Here is a 21,044-nt window from a genome sequence, read left to right on the forward strand (position 1 = left end):
CCGTCGAACTGGACCTGCCCATCGGGGTCGTCCGGGTACTGCTCGGCGATCTGCGTGACAACGGCCTCATCTCTGTGACGTCCCCCTCAGCGGCGCACGCTCATGGCCTGGGGCCTCCAGCCCCGGCTCATGCTCGGCTACAGCCTCGGCGAGTACGTCGCCGCCTGCCTGTCGGGCGTGCTGTCCCTGCCCGACGCCGTCGCCCTGGTCGCGCACCGGGCCCGGCTCATCGCCCCGATGCCCGCGGGTTCCATGCTGGCCGTCTCGCTGTCGCCCGACCGGCTGCGCGCCCGCTTCCGGCTGGACGGGCGCGGCCTCGACGTCGCCGCCGTGAACGGCCCGCAGGTCACCGTCGTCGCCGGGCCCGTCGAGGACGTCGAACGGCTGGCTGAGGACCTGCGCGCCGCCGAGGTGCCGTGCCGGCCGCTGGAGACCACCCACGCCTTCCACTCCCGCATGCTGGAGCCGCTGGCGGACGAGCTGACCCGCTGGGTCGAGGCCAACGTCCGGCTCAACCCGCCGGCCCTGCCGTACGTGTCGAACCTGACCGGCGCCGTCGTGGACGCCGCGCTCGTGCAGGACCCCGGCTACTGGGCGCGGCACATGTGCGGCACGGTCCGCTTCGCCGACGGCATCGGCACGCTGCTGGCCGACCCCGGCCTGGCGGTGGTGGAGATCGGGCCGGGCCAGTCGCTCGGCACGATGGTGCGCGGCGCGGGCTGCCCGCCGGAGCGGTGGCCGCTCGTCACGCACACGCTGCCCGCCGCGAGCGACACGCGGCCCGGCGACGAGGCGCTGGCCGGCGCCCTGGCCCGGCTGTGGCTGTGCGGCGTCACCCTCGACTGGAACGCCTACCACGGCCGCACCCCGGACGACGGCGCGGCCGGCCCCCGCGAGGGCCTGCCCGGGCGGGTACCGCTGCCGACGTATCCGTTCCAGCGGCAGCGCTACTGGATCGACCCGCCCTCGGGAGCGCGCAGGCAGGCCGGCGAGCTCGCGGCCGAGACGCCCGCCGACCTGTTCGAGGCCATCACCAGCCTGCCCAAGTTGCCCGAGGAGCAGTGGCTGTACCTGCCGGTGTGGCGGCAGACCGCGCCGCCCGCGGCCTCGGAGCGGCAGCCCGGGTCCTGGCTGGTGTTCACCCGCGACGGGCTCGCCGACGAGGCCGCCGACCGGCTGCGCACCGCCGTCGTCCCCTCGGGCGCGGCCGTGACGGAGGTTCGGCCGGGCGACGCCTACACCGCCACCGGCGACGGGTACGCGATCCGGCCCGGCAACGTGGCCGACACCCTGGCGCTGCTGCGCGACCTTCGCCTCACCGGCCGCCCGCTGGACCGCGTCGTCCACCTCTGGACCCTGGACGCCGCGGACGCCTCGGCCACGAACACCGCTGGTGCGGATGATCCGGCGGAGGCCGCCGGGCAGGCCGTGGACCTCGGTCTGCGGACGCTCGTGGCGCTCGCCCGCGCCGCCGGCGAGTCCGGCATCGGGGCGTGGTCGCTGGACGTGGCCGTCGCGGGGACGCAGCCGGTCCTCGGCGACGAGGTGGCCGACCCGTACGGCGCGACGCTGCTCGGCCCGTGCGCGGTGATCCCGCTGGAGTACCCGGGCGTGACCACCCGTCTCGTCGACCTGCCCGCCGGGCCCGGCCCGCGCGACCTGGACGGCCTGGCCGCCGAGCTGGCCCGCCCGCAGACCGAGCGGACCGTGGCGCTGCGCCGGGGCCGCCGCTGGATCCCCGGCTACGACCCCCTCCCGGCTCCGCCCCCCGAGAAGGAGCCCCTGCGGGAGGGCGGCGTGTACCTGGTCACCGGTGGTCTGGGCGGCATCGCGCTGGGCCTGGCCGAGCACCTGGTGCGCGCGTGCCGGGCGCGGCTGGTGCTGCTGGCCCGCCACGGCCTGCCGCCCCGCGCCGACTGGGCCGGCATCCTGTCCGGCGACACCCACGCCGGGGAGACCACCCGGCGGCGCGTCCGGGCCGTCGCGGAGCTGGAGGCGCTGGGCGCCGAGGTGGAGATCGTCACCGGCGACGTCTCCCGGCCGGAGGACGTGCGCCGCGCCGTGGACACGGCCGTCGCCCGGTTCGGGGCCCTGCACGGCGTCCTGCACGCGGCCGGCGTCCCGGCCATGGGCCTCATGCAGTTCAAACGGCCCGAGGAGCTGGACGAGGTGCTGGCGCCCAAGCTGGCCGGCACGCTCGCGCTCGCCCAGGCGCTGCGCCTGGGCCGGCCGGACGAGGTCGCGCTGGACTTCCTCGTGCTGTTCTCCTCGATCACCTCGGCCACCGGCGGCGGCCCCGGCCAGGTCGACTACTGCGCCGCCAACGCCTTCCTCGACGCCTACGCCCACCGGCTGGCGGCGACGGGCCGGCGCGTGGTGTCCGTCGGCTGGGGCGAGTGGACGTGGAACGCCTGGGAGGCCGGGCTCGCCGGGTACGAGGAGGCGCTCCAGGACTTCTTCCGGCAGAACCGGGCCCGCGTCGGCATCGCGTTCGACGACGGCTGGCGCTCGCTGCTGCGCGCCCTGGCCACCGGCGAGCCGAGGGTCGTCGTCTCCACCCAGGACTTCCCGACGCTGGTGCGCGGCAGCAGCGAGTTCACCGTGGACGTGGTGACCTCGCCGGCGATGGGCGGCGCGGGCGGCGAGCGGCATCCGAGGCCCGAGCTGCTCACCGCCTACCAGGAGCCGGACGGCCACGCCGAGGAGACCATCGCCGCCATCTGGGGCGAGTCGCTGCGCCTCGACCGGGTGGGGGTGCTGGACAACTTCTTCGAGCTCGGCGGCAACTCGCTGCTCGGCGTCGCCATCGTGGCCGCCGTGCGCCGCGCGTTCGAGCTGGACGAGCTGCCGCCCCACGTCCTGTACGAGGCGCCGACCGTGGCCGCGCTCGGCCGGACCGTCGAGGCGCTGGCCTCGGGCGCGGCCCCGGCCCTGGCCGGCTCGGGCGGCGGCAGCCAGGTGCGCGCGCAACTGCGCCGCTCGGGCCTGGAGGCGTCGGCGGCGCGCAGGCGAGGACGGTGACGGCCATCCCCACAGTGACGGCTTCCCCGCGACGCCGGGCACGGCCCCTGGCTTCCCCACGACCCCTACGCGGTGCCGGACGACTTCAGGACGGCACCCCTACCGGCGGCCGGACGACTTCCGGGCGGCGGATCCTACGAGAAGACCCACAGAGCGATGCGAGAAGACCAACGATGAGCGGAACGGAGCGGACATGACCCTTATCGGCGTGATCGGCGCTGGCGTCATGGGAGTCGGGGTCGCCCAGAACCTCGCCCAGACGGGACACGACGTGGTGCTGGTCGACAAGGACGAGCGGATCCTGGCGGACGCGCTGGCCACCGTCGCGCGCAACACCCGGATGAGCCGGCTCATGGGCGGCCCCGCCCTCGACCCGGACGAGGTGCTGGCCAGGATCTCCACGGCCGTCGGCGCAGCCGGCGCCGCCAAGGCCGACCTGGTCATCGAGAACGTCACCGAGAACTGGGACGTCAAGCGCGAGGTGTACGAGACCCTGGACCGCGAGTGCGGCCCGGACACCGTCTTCGTCGTCAACACCTCCGCCATCCCCATCACCAAGGTCGGCGCCGTGACGAAGCGCCCCGACAAGGTGATCGGCGTCCACTTCATGAACCCCGTCCCGGCCAAGCCCGCCGTGGAGCTGATCCCCGGCTTCCACACCTCGCCGGAGACCGTCCAGCGCACCCGCGACCTGCTCACGGCCATGGGCAAGAAGTCCGTGGACGTCAAGGACTCCTGCGGCTTCATCTCCAACCGGGTGCTCATGCTCACCGTCAACGAGGCCGCCTACCTCGTCCACGAGGGCGTGGCCGACGCCGAGTCGGTGGACGAGGTCTTCCGCAGCTGCTTCGGCCACCCGATGGGCCCGCTGGAGACGGCCGACCTGATCGGCGTCGACACGATCCTCTACAGCGTCGAGGTGCTCTACGAGCACTACGCCGACAGCAAGTACCGCCCCTGCCCGCTGCTGAAGCAGATGACCGACGCCGGGCTGCACGGCCGCAAGTCCGGCCGCGGCTTCTACACCTACGCCCAGTAACGACAGAAAGAGGGAGCTGTTTCGATGACCGACACCCAGGGCCAGATCCTCGGCTTCGTCCGCGACCGGTACCCGCAGGCCGAGATCACCGAGTCGCAGGACATCTTCGCGCTCGGCTTCGTCAACTCGCTGTTCGCGATGGAGCTGGTGATGTTCGTCGAGAAGACGTTCGGCGTCACCATCCCCAACGAGGAGCTGCGGATCGACAACTTCCGCACCGCGACCTCCATGTCCGAGCTGGTGACCCGGCTCCTGGCCGAGCCGGCCGTCGCGTGACCGTCACCGGCGTGGCGCCGCCCGCCGCCGCTCCGCCGGTCCCGGCGGAGCGCGCCGCGGCACGGCCGGTCACGGGCCGGAGCTCCGCGCGGGCGTTCGTCGACACCCACGTGGCGCCGTACGCCGACGCCTACGACCGGGCGGGACGCGTGCCGGAGGAACTGCTGCGGCGGGTGGCGGAGGCGGGCCTGTGGGCGCCGTTCCTGCCCCCCGAGGCGGGCGGGGCCGGCATGGACTGGGTGACGCTCGGCGAGGTCCACGAGGAGGTGGGCCGCGGCTGCTCCTCGCTGCGCAGCCTGCTCACGGTCCACACCATGGCGGCGTGGACCGTGCAGCGCTGGGGCAGCCCGGAGCAGCGCGAGCGGTGGGCGCCCGCGTTCGCCGCCGGGGAGCGCCTGGGCGCGTTCTGCCTGTCCGAGCCGGGCGCCGGCAGTGACACCTCGGGCATCACCACGACCGCCGCCGGGTCCGGCGGCGGCTGGGTGCTGAACGGCGTCAAGAAGTGGACGACCGGCGGGCAGCGGGCGGACGTGTTCCTCGTGTTCGCCCGCACCGCGGCCAGCATCGGCGCGTTCCTGGTGCCGAGGGACACGCCGGGCGTGGAGGTGCGGCCGATCGACGACATGCTCGGCACCCGCGCGTCCATGCTCGCGGAGATCAGCTTCACCGACGTCGTGCTCGACAGGGACGCGCTGCTCGGCCCGAGCGGCTTCACCGCCGGCATGGTGCTCACGGGCACCCTCGACCTGGGCCGCTACAGCGTGGCGGCCGGGTCGGTCGGCATCGTCCAGGCGTGCCTGGAGGCGTCGGCCGCCTACGCCGCGAGCCGCGAGGTGGGCGGCACGCCGCTGGCGAAGCTGCCGCTCATCCAGGCCAAGCTCTCCGACATGGTGACCGACGCGCGGGCGGCCCGGCTGCTGCTGGCCGAGGCCGGCCGCCTCAAGGACGCCGGCGAGGCGTCCACGATTATGGCGACGTGGGTGGCGAAGTACTTCGCCTCCACCGCCGCCGCCCGGCACGCCTCCGAGGCCGTGCAGATCCACGGCGCCAACGGGTGCGGAACCGGCTACCCCGTGGCGCGCTACTACAGGGACGCCAAGGTGATGGAGATCATCGAAGGCAGCAACGAGATCCAGCGGATGACCATCGCTGGCGTGGCGGATCGGGAGAAGACCGGATGAGCGTTACCGCCGAGAGTTCGGACGCCGGCGTCGCCCTGCTTCCTCGGAAGCCGGCGCGGGGCCGCATCAAGTGCATCGTGTGGGACCTCGACAACACCCTCTGGAACGGCGTGCTGCTGGAGGACGGCGAGGTCCACGTCCGGCCGGCCGTCGTCGAGCGCATCCACGAGCTGGACCGCAAGGGCATCCTGCACTCCGTGGCCAGCAAGAACGACCGGGACACCGCGCTGGCCCAGCTGCGCGCCCTCGGCCTGGAGGAGATGTTCCTCCACCCCCAGATCGGGTGGAACCCCAAGTCGGAGTCGATCCGGAGCATCGCCAAGGCGCTCAACCTCGGCCTGGACGCGTTCGCGTTCGTCGACGACCAGGAGTTCGAGCGGGCCGAGGTGGCGCACGGCGTGCCGGAGGTCACCTGCGTCGACATCCTCGACCTGGAGGAGGCGCTGGCCCGGCCGGAGTTCCAGCCCCGGTTCGTCACCGACGAGTCGGCGCAGCGGCGCCACATGTACCAGGGGCAGATCGCCCGCGACGAGCTGGAGCAGGACTTCGTCGGCACCAACGAGGAGTTCCTCGCCGGCCTGGGGATGGAGTTCACCATCGCCCCGGCCGCCCGCGAGGACCTCCAGCGGGCCGAGGAGCTCACGGTCCGCACCAACCAGCTCAACTCGACCGGCCGCACGTACTCCTACGACGAGCTGGACGAGCTACGCGAGTCGGACGACCACCTGCTCCTCGTGGCCTCGCTCACCGACAGGTTCGGGAGCTACGGCAAGATCGGGCTGGCGCTGGTGGAGAAGGGCGCCGACGCCTGGCGGCTCAACATGATGCTCATGTCGTGCCGGGTGATGTCGCGCGGGGTCGGCATGGTGCTGCTCAACCACATCATGCGGCTGGCCGCCGAGGAGGGCGCGGCGCTGCGCGCCGACTTCGTCGAGACCGGACGCAACCGCATGATGCAGGTGACGTACGCGTTCGCCGGCTTCAGGGAGGTGGAACGGGACGGGGCGCACGTGGTGCTGGAGGCCGACCTGAGCGCGGTGCAGCCGCCCCCGCCGTACGTGCGGCTCGAAGTGAGGACGACATGACCGTCGGCGAGCTGGTGAGCGACGAGGCGCTGGCGCGGTGGCTGCCGTTCCGGGGGCTGACCGGCACCGAGCCGGGCGCGCTGCCGATGTACTGCCTGCCGCACGCGGGCGGCGCCGCCTCGGCGTTCCGGCTGTGGCAGCGCAAGCTGTCCGGCGTCGCCGTGCAGCCGGTGCAGCCGCCCGGCCGGGAGGGCCGGCACAAGGAGCCGCCGTACCTGCGGATGGCTCCGCTCGTGTCGGACCTCGCGGACGTCGTGCTCGCCGACGTCGAGCTGTCGGCGGCCGGCCGCAGGTACACCCTGTACGGGCACAGCCTGGGCGCCATCGTGGCGTTCGAGCTGGTCCGGGAGATCCGGCGGCGCGGCGGCCCGGAACCGGTGCACCTGTTCGTGTCCGGCTCCGACGCCCCGCACGTCACGGACGAGTCGGGACCGCCGGTCGGCGGGATGAGCAGGCCCGAGCTGGTGGCGCTGCTGCGCGGGCTCGGCGGCACCCCGGAGTGGCTGCTGGCCGACCCGGAGGCGCTGGACATGGTGCTGCCGTCGGTGCAGGCCGACTTCACCGTCAAGGAGACGTACGTCTACGAGGAGGAGCCGCCGCTGGACGTGCCGATCTCGGCGCTGTGCGGGGAGACCGACCCGCGGGTCTCGCCGGTGAAGCTGGCCAGGTGGCTGGACCAGACGGCCCGCGAGTTCACGCTGCACGGCTTCGACGGCGGGCACTTCGCGGTGTTCGAGCAGGCCCAGCGGACCCATCGCATCCTGGCGGAGGCGCTGCGGCCGTGGGTGTGACGGTTCGCCCGGTGACGGTGCGGGAGTGGCTGCCACTCCCGCACCGTCCGCGTGTGGAGCCCCTCGCGGGGGCGGCCGAGGTGTGGAAGGTGCGGCTCGACCGGCCCGCCCACGAGGGGTGGTGCGGCTGGTTGTCCGCCGCCGAGCGCGACCGGGCGGCGCGCTTCGCCGACGCGGGGGAGCGCCACCGGTACGTGGTGGCGCACGCGGCGATGCGCTCGGTGCTCGGCCGGCTGTGCGGCCTGGCCCCGGAGGACGTCCGGTTCACGACGGAGGAGTCCGGCCGGCCGTGCCTGGAACCGGAGCGGGGCGGGTTCGACTTCAACCTGTCGCACTCGGGCGAGTGGGCCCTGGTCGCCGTGGCCGCGCCCGGCACGCGCGTGGGCGTGGACGTCGAGCGGATCCGCGCCGACCTCGACCACGTGGAGCTGGCCCGGCGCATGTACCAGCCGGAGGAGGCCGAGCGGGTGCGCGAGCGCGGCCTCGCGGAGTACTTCCGGCTGTGGACCGCCAAGGAGGCGTACGTCAAGGCCACGGGCGCCGGGCTGGCCGGCCTGCGCGGCTGCCTGGTCACGGAGACGGGAACGGGGAGCGCGACGGTCTCGTCGCGCTCCCCGGGTCAGGAGCCGTGGCCGGTGCGGTGGCTCGACGTGGCCCCCGGCTACGCCGCCGCCCTGGTCACGACCGCTTCGACACCGGCACCACGTACCGGCTGAACACCAGGTCCCGCAGCACGTCGTCGCCGCCCTCGACGATCGAGACGTACCTCATGTCGCGTGTCAGCTTGCCGATGACGGACTCGTGCGTGTACCCCAGCCCGCCGAACATCTCCGACGCCGTCGAGGCGATCTGCCAGCCGGTCTGCCCGCAGAACATCTTCGTCGTCAGCGCCTGCTTCAGCGTGCCCGTGCGCAGGAACTCCTCGCCCGCGTCGGGCCGGGCCGCGATCGCGTCGTACGCCCGCGCCGCGGCCAGGCACTGGTTGGTCATGACCTCGATCTGCATCTCGAACTGCCCCAGCCGGGAGGCGAACACCGCGTTGGCCGTCAGTGGCGCGCCCTTCACCGACTTCGTCTTGCCGTAGTCCATGCACACGTCCCGGATCCGGCGGGCGACGCCGAGCGCCGTGGTGGCGATGAGGACGCGGCTGGCGTTCAGGCCCACCTCCAGCAGGCGCAGCCCGTTGCCGCGCAGCACGTTGGCCGCCGGCACGCGCACGCCCGACAGCGACACCTGGTAGGTGGCCGACGAGCGCAGCCCGATGACGTCCCACCGCTTGTCCACGGTGACGCCCGGGGTGTCGCGCGGCACGAGCACCGCCAGATAGCCCGACGGGTCCTCCTGGCTGCGCGCGATCACCACGAGGAACTGGGCGAAGCCCGTGTTCGTGGAGAACGCCTTCTGCCCGTCGAGGACGACCGTGTCGCCCTCGACCCGGGCGGTCGTCGTCATGCGGGCCAGTTCGCTGCCCGCCGCGTGCTCGCTGCCGAGCGTGGCGGCGAAGCCGTTCTCCGCCACCAGCCGGCCGAGGTGGCGCTCCTTCAGCTCCTCCGAGCCGTACCAGGTCACCATGCTCGTCGTCAGGATCGGGATGAACAGGGTGAACGCCACCCCGGCGTCGTGGTAGGCCAGCTCGCTGGTGATGCGGACGCTCTCCTCCAGGCCGAGGCCGAGCCCGCCGTGCTCCTTGGGCAGCCACCAGTTGGCCAGCCCCGTCTCCGCGAACCGCGCGTAGAGGGGCAGCGGCGCCTCGGCCAGCGAGTCGAGGTGGGCGTCGTCGCCGGTCAGCTCGCGCCGGGCGAAGCCCTGGACCGCGCGCAGGTACTCGGGCTGTTTCACCGGCTCACTCCTGCTCGTCACGGGCGTCGAGCAGCTCGGCGAGCTGGCGCACCGTCGGGCACTCCAGCAGGCCGGTGACCGGCACGGACGCGTTCAGCTGCTTGCGGACGCGGGTGGTGAGCTCGATCGCGAGCAGCGAGTGGCCGCCGAGCTCGAAGAAGTTGTCCAGCGCGCCGATCGGCTCGATGGCGAGCACCCGCGACCAGATCGCGGCCAGCGTCGCCTCGGTGCCCTCGCGCGGCTCGACGTACGGGTTGTTCAGCTCCGGCCGCGGGTGCCGCTCCTGGTCGTCGTCTTCGTCGCCGGCCTCGTGGATGTCGCCCGTGACCCACTGCGCGAGCCGCGCCTCCAGCGGGCCGGTCGAGATGACGAAGTGCCCGGCCCGGTCGGCCGCCGACAGCGCCCGCTCGAACACCTCCACGCCCTCGGCCGGGGTCATCGCGTAGTCGACGACCGCCCCGCTGTGCCCGGCCACCCGGTCGGGGTCGATGTTCCAGGTGTCCCAGTCGACGGTCACCCACCGCCCGGCGCCGGCCGTGCGGGCCGCGCGGACGTAGGCGTCCAGCGCCGCGTTCGCCGCCGCGTACGGGGCGAGCGTCATGCCGCCCAGCACCGACGCTATGGACGACAGCGTGATGCGCCGGTCGGGGCACCGCTCGCCGAGCACCTTCTGCAGCACGTGGAAGCCGGTCACCTTGGCCGCCAGGTGCGCGTCGCACTGCTGGCGGTCCATCAGGTGCGCGAAGTTGAAGTACGCGCCGTCCTGCACGCCCGCGCCGTGGACGACGACGTCGATCCCGCCGAAGCGGTCCACGGCCTCCGCCACGACCGCGCGCATCGCCTCCTCGTCGGCCACGTCGGCCGACAGGGCGAGCACCGTCGCGCCGCGGGCCTCCAGGTCGCGGATGTTGGTGATGTGCCGGGCCGTGCGCTCCGCCCCGGGCGGCACGTCCGCGAGGAAGGCGTCCCACTCCTCGCGCGGCGGCAGCGCCGAGCGGGCCGTGAGCACCAGCCGGCAGCCGTACGTGCTCGCCAGGTGCCGGGCGAGCACCAGGCCGACGTCGCCGAGGCCGCCGGTGACGAGCACGGTGTCGCCGTCGCGGAACCCGCGCTCCTCGGGGGCGGGCGCGTCCACCGGGTACTGCCGGTAGTCCCGCAGCCACGTCTCGCCCGCGCGCAGCGCCACCGGCCCCTCGTGCGGGCAGACCGCCGCGGCCAGCACCTGCTCGGCCAGCGCCGCCAGGTCCCGGCCCGGCTCGGCGCCGTCCACGTCCACGCTGCGGCAGCGCAGCCGCGGGTTCTCCTGCTGGAGGCTCGGCGCGAGGGCGGCGAGCGTGGAGTGCTCCGGGTGGCGCAGGTCGGCGCCGGACACGCCCACCGCGTACGAGGTGAGCAGCACCAGCTCGGCCCGCGGCGCCGACCCCGTGTTGTCCACCAGCTCCCTGGCCAGGGACAGCGCGGAGTAGAAGCCGCGGGCCTGCTCGGACGTGAAGTGCTCCACCGGGTCCGCCCCCGGCCCGGCCTCGGGGCTCGCCAGGCTGAAGCCGTGGACGATCGCGCGCGGCGCCGCCACCAGCGAGTAGAACAGCTCGGCCACGTCGTCGGCCTTGCCCGGCCGGATCGTGAAGTCGCCGTCGTCGTCCTGGCCGAACCGGTCGCCGGCACGCACCGCCGTCACCTCGGCGCCCGCCCGCGTGAGCCGCTCCACCAGCGCCTCGCCCCGCTCGTCGCCGGAGAACACCAGCCACGGGCCCGCCAGGCGCAGCCGCTCGTCCAGACCGGCCAGCGGCAGCGGGTGGGGTCGCCACGTCGGCAGGTACGTCCAGTGGCGCAGGTCGAAGTCCTTGCCCGGGCCCTGCTGCTGGGCCTGGGCCTGCGCCGCCGGGTTCGCCTTGACCCAGAACCGGCGCCGCTGGAACGGGTACGTCGGCAGCTCCACCCGGCGGCCCTCGCCGCCGTGCAGCGCCGGCCAGTCGATCGCCGCGCCCGCCAGCCACAGCCGCGCCACCGTGGCCAGCAGCCACTCGGCGGCCGGGGCGTCGCCGTCCGGCGCGACCACGACCTCCTCGACGGTCTGACCGGCGCCGTCGCCCTTGAGCACGTGGACGCCCACACCGCCGAGCCCGTCGGCCAGCGCTCCGAGCGCCTGCTCCCGGTCCCCGCCCGCGCCCGACGGCTCACCGGCCGACGGCGAGGCGACCCGTGCGGCGCCCGACGATGAGACCCCGGCACGGCGCAGGACCGTGTCCACGGCCGCCCGCAGCTCCGCCCACCAGCCGTCCGGCACACCGGGGTCCGGCGCGCTCAGCCGCACCTTCGGGTTGCGCCGCTGCGTCTTGCCGCCGATCCACCGCGACGGGTCGCCCAGCGCGGCCACCGCGTCGTCCCGGTCGCGGCACACCACCGCCCGCCGCAGCGCGAAGCCGCCCCGCGACACCTGCAGCGTGAACGCCACGTCCGCGAAGTCCTCACCGCTCGCCTCCTCCGCCAGGTGCGCCCGCAGCCGCTCGGTCACGTCCGTCAGCGCCTGCTCGTCGGCCGCCGAGAACACCAGCAGGTGCGGCCCCGGCCGCGCCGGACGGGCCGGTCGTGGCGGCGCCTGCTCCAGCACGACGTGCGCGTTCGTGCCGCCGAGCCCGAACGAGCTGACGCCCGCCCGGCGCGGATGCGGCCCCGCCGTCCACGGCCGGTGCTCCCTCAGCACCGTGAACCGGTCCTGGGCGCTCGCCAGGGCGGGGTTCGGCGTCTCGTAGTCGGGGGTGCCCGGCAGCAGCTCGTTCTTGAGCGTCATGGCGGCCCGCATCAGCCCCGTCACGCCCGACGCGCGGTCCAGGTGGCCCAGGCTCGGCTTCAGCGAGCCCAGCACGCACGGCGTCTCCCGCGTCGGCGCGAACACCCGGTTCATCGCCGCCAGCTCGATCGAGTCGCCCAGCATCGTGCCCGTGGCGTGGCACTCCACGTAGCCGACCGTGTCCGGCTTGACCCCGGCCACGCCCAGCGCCGACTCGATCACCTCGGCCTGGCCGTCCACGCCCGGCGCGGTGTAGCCGGCCCGCAGCCGGCCGTCGTTGTTGGCCGCCGAACCCAGGATGACCGCGTGGATCACGTCGCCGTCGGCCAGCGCGTCGGACATGCGCTTGAGCGCCACCACGCCGGCGCCGCTGCCCATCACGGTGCCGCTCGCCTCGGCGTCGAAGCTGCGCACCCGGCCGTCGGGCGACATGATGCCGCCCTGCTCGTACAGGTAGCCGGCCGGTTGCGGCAGCGGCGTGAACGAGCCGCCCGCCACGGCGATGTCGCACTCGTACGTCAGCAGGCTCTGGCACGCCAGGTGCACCGACACGAGCGAGGTCGAGCAGAACGTCTGCACCGACACCGACGGCCCGCGCAGCCCCAGCTTGTACGACACCAGCGAGGCCAGCGAGTCGCGCTCGTTGCCCACGGCCATGAGCAGCGCGCCGCCCGGCTGGCTGGTGAGGTGCTGGATGTTCTGCACCACGTAGTCGGGGAAGCCGCAGCCGCCGAACACGGCCACCTGGCCGGGCACGTCGGTCGGGCAGTAGCCGGCCGCCTCCAGCGCCTCCCAGGAGCACTCCAGGAACAGCCGGTGCTGCGGGTCCATCGTCTCGGCCTCGCGCGGGTTGATGCCGAAGACGGTCGCGTCGAAGCGGTCGATGTCGTCGAGCGGGCCGCCGACGCGCACGTACCGCGGGTCGGCGAGCTTGCCGGGCTCGACCCCGGCCTCCCGCAGCTCCTCGTCGGTGATCGCGCGCAGGCCCTTCACGCCGGCGAGCAGGTTCCTCCACAGCTCGCCGACGCTCGCGGCGCCCGGGAAACGCCCGGACATGCCGATCAGCGCGACCGCGGAGTCGTAGTCGGTTCCGTTGTCGGTCATGAGGCCCTTCCTCTGAGCATGGTGCGGCGCTGGGCGATGCGGGAGCGCTGCTGGTCACGGGCGTCGGCCGGCTGCTCCTCGGGCTCCTGGCCGGCGCGGGCCGCCTCCGCCAGGGAGGCGATCGTGGGCGCCTGGTAGAGGATGTGCGGCGGCAGGTAGGACAGCTCCAGCGCCCGCCTGACCTCGGCGATGATCTCCATGCCGAGCAGCGAGTTGCCGCCGAGCTCGAAGAAGTTGTCGTGCACGCCGACCTGCTCCAGGCCGAGCGCCTCGGCCCACACGCCGGCGATGGTCTCCTCGGCGGGCGTCTGCGGCTCGACGTACGCGGTGGACAGGTCGGGCCGGGGGTGCCGGCCGAACGCGTCGCGGATCTTCTTGACCGTCGCCTGGTGGCTCTCGATGGACGACCTGCGGCTCATCGCGACGAGCGGGGCGAAGTCCTGCGTGGAGGCCACCACGTGCCGCTCGCCGCTGGCCAGCACCCGCAGCAGCGTCTGCCAGCCCTGGTCGAAGGTGAGGCCGAAGTTCTCCCGGTACCAGGTGAAGTACTGCTTGGAGCCCTCGTCGTAGTTCTCCAGGCCGTCGGTCCAGCCGTTCCACGTCCACTCGCACCAGTCGACCGAGGTGACGTGGACGCCGGGCAGCTCGTCGCTGAGCGCGAACGCGTCGAGGAAGGCGTTGGCCGCGCAGTAGTCGACCTGGCCGGCGCCGCCGCCCGTCGCGGAGGTGGTGGACGAGTAGAGGGCGAGGAAGTCCACCGGCACGTCCCGCAGCACCTCGGCCAGGGCCAGCGTGCCGCCGACCTTGGGGGCCAGCACGCGCTCGACGTCGGCGGCGGTCTTGAACTGCATGAGGCCGACCGCGGGCACGCCCGCGCAGTGGACGACGCCGTTCAGCTCGCCGAACCGGTCGAGCGCGGCGTCCACCGCCCGGCGCACGTCCTCGACGCGGGACACGTCGCCCGCGACGGTGACGACCTCGGCGCCGGCCGCCTCCAGGCGGAGCAGCCCTTCGAGGCGGCGGCGCACCTCGCCGGCCGTGCCGTCGGAGGCGAGGATCGCGGTCCACTGGTCGCGGGGCGGTACGGGGGTGCGGCCGAGCAGGACGAGCCGGGCCTGGAACTGCCCGGCCAGCCGCTCGGCCATGGCCAGGCCGATGCCGCCGAGCCCGCCGGTGACGATGTACGCGCCGCCGGGCCTGACCTGGGCGACCGGGGGAGCCTGCTCGATGACGGAGGCGTCGAGGACCTCGTAGTCGGGGATCCAGCGCCCGCCGCCGCGCAGGGCGACGACCTGGTCGGCCGGCTCGGCCCGCAGCTCGGCCACCAGCGCCCCGCCGGACAGGCCGTCCGGGTCCACGTCGATGAGGCGGGTGGTGACGCGCGGGTACTCGACGGGGATCAGGCGGGTCGGGCCGAGCAGCGTGCCGCGCGCGGACGCCACCCGGTCGCCGGGATGCACCTTCTGGCTGCCGGTGGTGACGATGTCCAGCGACCAGCCGGGCAGGCCCAGGTCGCCGGCCGCCTTGGCCAGGCCGACCAGCGTGTGCAGGCCGCGCTGGAGGCAGTCGGGGGTGGACTGGCCGGGGTCGGCGCACCACAGGTGGACCACCCGGTCGGGCACCCGGTCGGTGGCGGCCAGCTCGCGCAGGGTGGCCAGCGCGTCCTCGGGGGAGCCGGGCCGTACGGTGATCCCGTCCGGGCCGGCGGAGAAGGCGTCGCCGGGGCGGACCGTCACCACCTCGCGGCCGGTGTCGCGCAGGTGCGCGACCAGCGGCGCGGCCACGGCGTCCGCGGCGCCGTCGGAGGTGTAGAGGAGCCAGCGGGCGGCCTCGTCCTCGCGGGGCGGCCGGAGCGTGGTCTGCCGCCACACCGGGGTGTGGATCCAGCGGGTGTCGGGCAGCCGGGGGTACGCCTTGGCGATGCTCGTCGGGTCGCTCTCGTCGAACACCGGCGTGCTGCCGCCGCCGCCGAGGGCCGACTCGTCGATCTCCAGCCAGTACTCCTGGTGCTCGAACGGGTAGGACGGCAGCGGGACGCGGCCCGGGGCCCAGCCGGTGTCCTCGTGCAGGGCGGCCCAGTCGACGGTGACGCCGGTGAGCCACAGCCGGCCGACGGCGGTGGCGAGCGCCGCGCCCGCGTCCTGCGGGTCGTTGGCGCCGGGCAGCGTGGTGACGATGAGCGGCCACTGCGCGCGGTCGCAGGCGGGGTGGCCGCGGGTCAGCGCGCCCAGCGACTGGCCGGGGCCGATCTCGGCGAGCGCCAGGCCGGCGATGCCGAGAACCTTCTCCAGCGCCGCGCCGAACTCGACGGTCTCGCACATGTGCCGCGCCCAGTACCCCGGGTCGGTGACGACGTCGGCGGTGGCGATCTCGCCGGTGACGTTGCTCAGGTACGGCAGGGCGGGCGGGTGCAGGGTGATGTTGTCGGTGATCCAGGCGGTCAGCTCGTCGGCGATCGGCTTGAGCATCCGCGAGTGGAAGGCGTGCGTGGTCTCCAGCCGCCGGTGGCCGATCTTCAGTGCGCGCAGCGTGGCCATCGCCGCCTCGACGTCCTCGGCCGGGCCGGCGAGGACCGTCTGGGAGCCGGTGCGCACGGCCACGTCCAGCCGCTCGCCGTACAGGTCGCCGAGGACGGTGCGCAGCCGCCGCTCGTCGGCCGAGACCGCGAGCATGGCGCCCTCGGGCTGCGAGGTGATGAGCTTGGCCCGGTAGGCGACGAGCCGCAGCGCGTCGGGCAGCGACAGCACACCCGCCAGGCAGGCGGCCACGTACTCGCCCAGGCTGTAGCCGACCATGATCTCCGGGGTGACGCCCCAGCGGATGAGCTGCCGGGCCAGCGCGTACTCGGCGACGAACACCGCCGGCTGCACCATGTGCGGCTCGGTCGTGGAGACGGGGGCGGCGGGCTCGGCGCGGCCGAGCATCCGGGCCAGGTCGTCGGCGCCGGCGCCCCGCTCGGCCGGGGTGAACACGTCCGAGAGCTGCGCGGCCTCGGTCAGCCCGAGCACGGCCAGGCACTCGTTGACGTCGGCGCGGAAACCGGGCTCCTCCGCGTACAGCTCGGCCACCATGCCCGGGTACTGCTCGCCGACTCCGGCGATGAGGAAGCCGGTCCGGCGGCCCACGGTCGCGTCGTTGCGGCCGAGCGCCGCGGCCGGGTCGGCGAGGCGGGCCGCGGCCTCCCCGGCGGTGCCGGCGACGACGAACCTGCGGTGGTTGAACACCCTCCGCCCCACCTGGAGCGTGTACGCCACGTCGCCCAGGTCGTCGGCCGCGTCCGTGAGCCGCTCGGCGAGCCGGGCGGCCGAGCGGTCGGCGGCCTCGGCCGAGCGGGCCGAGAACGGCAGGATCTGCCACCGGCGCGAGCGGGGCCGGCGCGGCTCGGGCTCGGGCGCCTCGGTGACGATGACGTGCGCGTTCGTGCCGCCCATGCCGAGGGAGCTGACGCCCGCGACGCGGGGCCGCTCGGCGGTGCGCGGCCACGGGGTGACGTCGGCGGTGACCCGGAACGGGCTGTTGTCGAAGTCGATCTCCGGGTTGGGGGAGCGGTAGTGCAGGGTGCCGGGGATCAGCTCCTTGCGCAGCGACTGGACCACCTTGATGAGGCCGGTGACGCCGGAGGCGCGGTCGAGGTGGCCGACGTTCGGCTTGATCGAGCCGAGCACGCAGTACTGCTTGTCCGGGGTGGAGCCGAACGCGCGGGTCAGCGCGGCCACCTCCATCGGGTCGCCCACCTCGGTGGCGGTCCCGTGCGCCTCGACGTACGAGATCTCGGCCGGGTCGACGCCGGCCCGCTTGATGGCGGCGGAGACACAACGGCGCTGCCCGTCGACGCTCGGCGCGAGATAGCTGAACTTCATCGCGCCGTCGTTGTTGATGGCCGAGCCGCGGATGACGGCGAGCACGGTGTCGCGGGCGGCCAGCGCCTCGGGCAGCCGCCTGAGCATGACCACGGCGGCGCCGTCGCCGAACATGCTGCCGCGGCCCTCGGCGTCGAACGTGCGCACGTGCCCGTCGGGCGACTCCTGGCCGCCCTCCTCCCACAGGTAGCCGATCCGGTCGGGGATGCGCACGGACACGCCGCCCGCGATCGCCATGTCGCACTCGCCGCGCCGCAGGCTCTCGCTCGCCAGGTGGACGGCCACCAGCGAGGTGGAGCAGAACGTCTGCACGGACAGGCTCGGGCCGTTCAGGTCGAAGCGGAAGGAGACGTTCGTGGCCAGCGAGTCCTTGTCGTTGCCGATCATCAGGGCGGAGGTGTCGATGCCCATCTCGAACGCCCTGAGCCGGGTCAGCAGGTAGCCGCTGATGTTCATGCCGGCGAACACGCCCACGCTGCCCCGGCCCTCGGGAGCCGCGTACCCGGCGGCCTCCAGGGTCTCCCACACGCACTCCAGGAAGATGCGCTGCTGCGGGTCGGCGAGCGTGGCCTCGCGCGGGTTGTAGCCGAAGAAGCCGGCGTCGAAGCCCCGGATGTCGTCCAGGATGGGCCGCGAGCGCACGTAGTTCGGCTGCTGGAAGGTGGCGGGGCTCACGCCGGCGCTGATCAGCTCGTCGTCGGTGAACCTCGTGAACGACTCGACGCCGGTGCTGATGTTGCGCCAGAACGTCTCGACGTCGGCCGCGCCGGGGAACCGGCCGGACATGCCGATGATGGCTATGTCGGCGTCGCCCGCTGGATGGTGCTGGTCCATCAACATGCCCCTCTTCACTGGAGTTGCCTTGCCGTTCGCTTCATGGGGGCCGCCTCGTCACATGGGGCCGCCGCGGCCCCAGCCGCGGGCGAGCCGGCGGGCGGCGAACGCGCCGGCCACCAGGCCGATCGCCAGCAGGACCCCGGCGGGCGGCGCCGCGCCGGCCGCGTCGCCGCGTACCGCGGCCTGCATCATGCTCAGCGCCCAGTAGCCCGGTGAGAGGTGGGCGGCGAGCTGCGCCCACTCGGGCATGATGCTGAGCGGCACCAGCGCGCCGCCCAGGGAGCTGAGCGTGAGCGCGCCCACGTCCGAGATGACGCTGAGCTCGCCGTGGCTGCGCACGACGGTGGCCAGCAGCGCGCCGATCGCCAGCAGCGCGAACGCCCAGACCATGATGGCGAGCAGGACGTACACCGGGTTGGGCGGCACGGGCAGGCCGATGACCAGGCAGCCGTAGACCAGCAGGACCGTCTGCTGGACGACCATCACCACGAACAGCGGCAGCGTCTTGCCGATGAGCAGCTCGGGGGCCGGGGCCCTGCTCACCCGCAGCCGGTCCCAGGTGCGCCAGGTGCGCTCCGACAGGATCGAGTTGCCGACCAGGGAGATGGCGAACACCGAGAACATCACCATGAGGCCCGTCGCGACCTGGGCGGCGCCGCCGTCCACCGCCCGCACGTACAGCGGCTTGAGCACCAGCATCAGCACCATGGGCATGACGATGTAGCTGATCATCTGCCCGGGGTCGCGCAGGCGCAGGGTGGCGTTGTGCCGGGCCAGCGCGCCGATCCGGTACGCGGCGTCGAGCAGGCGCGACGTGCGGGCCGGGGCGGCGGGCGGGCGGGTGGAGTCGCGGGGCGCGGAGTCAAGGAGCATCGTGGACCGCCAGGGAGCGATAGAGGTCGTCCAGGGACGGGTTGCGCACGTCCACCGCGCTGATCGGGCGGTCGATGCGGCGCAGCAGGTCGATCAGGGTGACGGTGGGCTCGGAGGTGGAGACGCTGACCTCCTCCGCGTCGGCGAGGGTCACGCGCACCTCGCCCGGCAGGTCCTTCAGCAGCTCCTCGCAGGTTCCGCGGGCGATGACCCGGCCGCCGCGCGCCACCGCGATCGTGGCCTGCAGCTCGGTCAGCTCGGGCAGGTAGTGGGTGGTGTAGACGACGGCCGCGCCCTCGCCGGCGCGCTGCTTGACCACGTCGAGCATGGCCTGCCGGGTCTCCAGGTCGGCGCCCGCGGTCGGCTCGTCGAGCAGCAGCAGGGCCGGGCGGTGGACGAGCGCGCTCGCCGCCTGGGTGCGGCGCTGCTGGCCGCCGGAGAGCTTGCCGGCCCGCCGGTCCATGATGCCGCCGAGGCGCAGCACGGTGCTCATGTCCTCGACGGCCTCGCGCAGCGCGGCCCGCCGCAGGCCGGCGAGCCTTCCGTACAGCTCCAGGTGCTCGCGGACGGTGGCCGACGGGTACAGGGCGATGTGCTGCGGCGCGACGCCCACCTCGCCGCGGGTGGCCGAGGGCGGCCTGCCGTCGATGGTCACGTGACCGCCGTCCGGGCGGATCAGGTACGACACGATCTCGACGAAGGTCGACTTGCCCGCGCCGTTGTGCCCGACGAGCCCGACGATCTCGCCGGCGGCCACGCTCAGACTGAACCCGTCCAGGGCCTGGATGGTGCCGTACCGTTTGACGAGATCGGTTGCGACCAGCAACGTGTCACCTCCTCAGCCACCCCACAATTGATGGAGTTAGGCGGATAAGTGCGGCAAACCTATGTTCCCTTGCACGATAGCGACGAATATCGCGACGCCTGGTGGCCAGTAATGACCGGCAAAACCGGCCAATTACCCGACGCTTCGCTTATTCCATTTGACGCTCTAATCTGACTGATATGCACGCAGGCTCGTTGATCGCGGCCGGACTCGACTGCGACATCTTCCAGGCAGGCCCCGGTAAGATCATCCGGCGCGCCCGCGAGGGCCGCAGCCTCGAACGCGAGGCCTCGGTCATGCGGCACGCCTGGCGCAACGGCTTCCCCGTTCCCCAGGTGTTCGACGCCGACGGTCCCGACATCCTCATGGAGCACGTCGAGGGGACGAGCATGCGGCAGGAGGCGGCCGAACGGCCGGAACGAATGCCCGGCCACGGGCGGCTCCTCGGCGAGCTGCTGCGGAGGCTCGCGGCCGTGCGCGCGCCCGGCTGGCTCCAGGCCGCCGACGGCTGCCCCGGCAACCGGCTGCTCCACCTCGACCTGCACCCGGCCAACGTCCTGCTCACCGCCGACGGGCCCCGGGTCATCGACTGGGCCAACGCCGCGCGCGGCGCGTCCGGGGCGGACACCGCCTGCACCTGGCTCATCCTGGCCGCCGCCCCCGTGGACGACCCGGCCGTGGCGGCGGGGCGCGAGGGGCTGCTGGAGGGTTTCCGCGACGGCGCCGACATCGAGGCCGCGCGGCCGTACCTGAAGGTGATGGGCGAGCGGCGGCGCGCGGACGGCAACGTCGCGGCCGGGGAACGGGCGGCGATCGACCACTTCCTGACCCGCGAGGCCCCCGCGCCCGCGGGGGAGTAGACCGGCAGCACGACAGGCGACACTCGGGAGGCGGGAAGATGGACGAGCGGCGCGAGGTGCGGGCCTCCGACGGCGACCGGGAGGCGGCCGCCGAGCGGCTGCGGGTGGCGGTGGAGGTGGGCTGCCTCGACCTGCGGGAGTTCGACGAGCGGGTCGGGCTCGCGTACCAGTCGGTGACCCGCCACGACCTCGCCGAACTGCTCGCCGACCTCCCGGACCCGGCCGTGCCCGCGCCCGACCCCGCGAGCCGCCCGCCCGGACGGGCTCCCTTACCGGGCTGGCTCAAGGTCTTATGGGCGATCTGGAGCGTGGCCCTGGTGGTCAGCGTCGCGAGCTGGGTCGTGGAGGCCGTGTCGGACCCGTGCCCGGTGGACTTCTCGCCCGGCGGCCTGGCGGGGCCGGGGGTCGTCCTGATGGTCCTGACGGTGGTCACGCGCCGCCGCGCCACACCCCCGACGGCGGGCTGACCCTTGACCGAACGCCACCCTTCTCCGGCTTCCGGCTCCTTCTCGGGGCTCGGCGCCTCCCGAGCTTCCGGCCCGCGCCCGGCCCGTGCGGCGCGACCGCCGCCACCGGCTTGAGCCGGTGCTCGCGCAGCAGCTCGTCGACCCCGTCCACGGCGTCCTGACCAGGGTCGACGATCACGCACTCCTCGCCCGCG

General features: G+C 74.0%; 14 protein-coding genes and 2 pseudogenes. 10 read left to right on the forward strand and 6 right to left on the reverse strand.

All coding sequences use genetic code 11. From position 1 onward, the window contains the following. Window positions 1–14: 14 nt before the first annotated feature. From AB0H81_RS34155 to AB0H81_RS34190, 8 genes and pseudogenes are all read left to right on the forward strand, one after another. A pseudogene (locus AB0H81_RS34155) lies at window positions 15–89 on the forward strand (DUF742 domain-containing protein); the annotation flags it as partial. Window positions 90–102: 13 nt separating this feature from the next. Next, window positions 103–3,021: an SDR family oxidoreductase gene (locus AB0H81_RS34160; protein ID WP_358383054.1), complete on the forward strand. Its 2,919-nt coding sequence runs from the start codon at window positions 103–105 to the stop codon at window positions 3,019–3,021. A gap of 193 nt (window positions 3,022–3,214) precedes the next feature. Next, window positions 3,215–4,060 (forward strand): FAD-dependent oxidoreductase, encoded by an 846-nt coding sequence (locus AB0H81_RS34165; protein WP_358383057.1) that lies wholly within the window; start codon window positions 3,215–3,217, stop codon window positions 4,058–4,060. A 24-nt stretch (window positions 4,061–4,084) separates the two neighbouring features. After that, a complete protein-coding gene (locus AB0H81_RS34170) occupies window positions 4,085–4,336 on the forward strand; it encodes an acyl carrier protein (protein ID WP_358383060.1) in 252 nt (83 codons plus the stop codon). Then, on the forward strand, window positions 4,333–5,517 hold the full coding sequence (locus tag AB0H81_RS34175; protein ID WP_358383063.1) for an acyl-CoA dehydrogenase family protein: 1,185 nt from the start codon (window positions 4,333–4,335) through the stop codon (window positions 5,515–5,517). The genes AB0H81_RS34170 and AB0H81_RS34175 overlap by 4 nt, the downstream gene beginning before the upstream one ends. After that, window positions 5,514–6,602 (forward strand): HAD-IIIC family phosphatase, encoded by a 1,089-nt coding sequence (locus tag AB0H81_RS34180; RefSeq protein ID WP_358383066.1) that lies wholly within the window; start codon window positions 5,514–5,516, stop codon window positions 6,600–6,602. The genes AB0H81_RS34175 and AB0H81_RS34180 overlap by 4 nt, the downstream gene beginning before the upstream one ends. Further along, window positions 6,599–7,393 carry an alpha/beta fold hydrolase gene (locus AB0H81_RS34185; RefSeq protein WP_358383068.1) on the forward strand — a complete coding sequence of 265 codons (795 nt, stop codon included), beginning with the start codon at window positions 6,599–6,601 and terminating at the stop codon, window positions 7,391–7,393. The genes AB0H81_RS34180 and AB0H81_RS34185 overlap by 4 nt, the downstream gene beginning before the upstream one ends. A 53-nt stretch (window positions 7,394–7,446) precedes the next feature. Next, window positions 7,447–8,109, forward strand: coding sequence for a 4'-phosphopantetheinyl transferase superfamily protein (locus tag AB0H81_RS34190; RefSeq protein ID WP_358383071.1), 663 nt, complete (start codon window positions 7,447–7,449; stop codon window positions 8,107–8,109). Here the strand turns inward: AB0H81_RS34190 and AB0H81_RS34195 are convergent. Genes AB0H81_RS34195 through AB0H81_RS34215 form a run of 5 tightly spaced genes read right to left on the reverse strand, consistent with a single transcriptional unit; the run spans window position 8,072 to window position 19,523 of the window. Further along, window positions 8,072–9,232 carry an acyl-CoA dehydrogenase family protein gene (locus tag AB0H81_RS34195; protein ID WP_358383074.1) on the reverse strand — a complete coding sequence of 387 codons (1,161 nt, stop codon included), beginning with the start codon at window positions 9,230–9,232 and terminating at the stop codon, window positions 8,072–8,074. The two genes, AB0H81_RS34190 and AB0H81_RS34195, sit on opposite strands and share 38 nt — an antisense overlap. 4 nt (window positions 9,233–9,236) lie before the next feature. Beyond that, window positions 9,237–13,127: an SDR family NAD(P)-dependent oxidoreductase gene (locus AB0H81_RS34200; RefSeq protein WP_358383077.1), complete on the reverse strand. Its 3,891-nt coding sequence runs from the start codon at window positions 13,125–13,127 to the stop codon at window positions 9,237–9,239. Continuing rightward, window positions 13,124–17,827, reverse strand: a complete 4,704-nt coding sequence (locus AB0H81_RS34205; RefSeq protein ID WP_358383080.1) for an SDR family NAD(P)-dependent oxidoreductase — start codon at window positions 17,825–17,827, stop codon at window positions 13,124–13,126. The genes AB0H81_RS34200 and AB0H81_RS34205 overlap by 4 nt, the downstream gene beginning before the upstream one ends. A 51-nt stretch (window positions 17,828–17,878) precedes the next feature. Beyond that, the gene (locus AB0H81_RS34210; RefSeq protein ID WP_358383083.1) at window positions 17,879–18,697 is read right to left on the reverse strand and encodes an ABC transporter permease; all 819 of its coding nucleotides are present in this window, start codon (window positions 18,695–18,697) and stop codon (window positions 17,879–17,881) included. Continuing rightward, entirely contained in the window at window positions 18,687–19,523 is an 837-nt protein-coding gene (locus AB0H81_RS34215) for an ABC transporter ATP-binding protein (protein ID WP_358383086.1), read from the reverse strand. The genes AB0H81_RS34210 and AB0H81_RS34215 overlap by 11 nt, the downstream gene beginning before the upstream one ends. 179 nt (window positions 19,524–19,702) lie before the next feature. Here AB0H81_RS34215 and AB0H81_RS34220 point away from each other — a divergent pair, with 179 nt between their 5' ends. Together AB0H81_RS34220 and AB0H81_RS34225 are read left to right on the forward strand one after the other, a co-directional pair. Further along, window positions 19,703–20,383, forward strand: a complete 681-nt coding sequence (locus AB0H81_RS34220; RefSeq protein WP_358383089.1) for a phosphotransferase — start codon at window positions 19,703–19,705, stop codon at window positions 20,381–20,383. Between the two features lie 38 nt (window positions 20,384–20,421). Next, entirely contained in the window at window positions 20,422–20,850 is a 429-nt protein-coding gene (locus AB0H81_RS34225) for a DUF1707 domain-containing protein (protein ID WP_358383092.1), read from the forward strand. Window positions 20,851–20,932: 82 nt separating this feature from the next. Here the strand turns inward: AB0H81_RS34225 and AB0H81_RS34230 are convergent. Continuing rightward, window positions 20,933–21,044 (reverse strand): annotated as a pseudogene (locus tag AB0H81_RS34230) (MBL fold metallo-hydrolase); the annotation flags it as partial.

The sequence above is a fragment of the Nonomuraea sp. NPDC050691 genome (assembly GCF_040654455.1).
In the GTDB taxonomy this organism is placed as follows: domain Bacteria; phylum Actinomycetota; class Actinomycetes; order Streptosporangiales; family Streptosporangiaceae; genus Nonomuraea.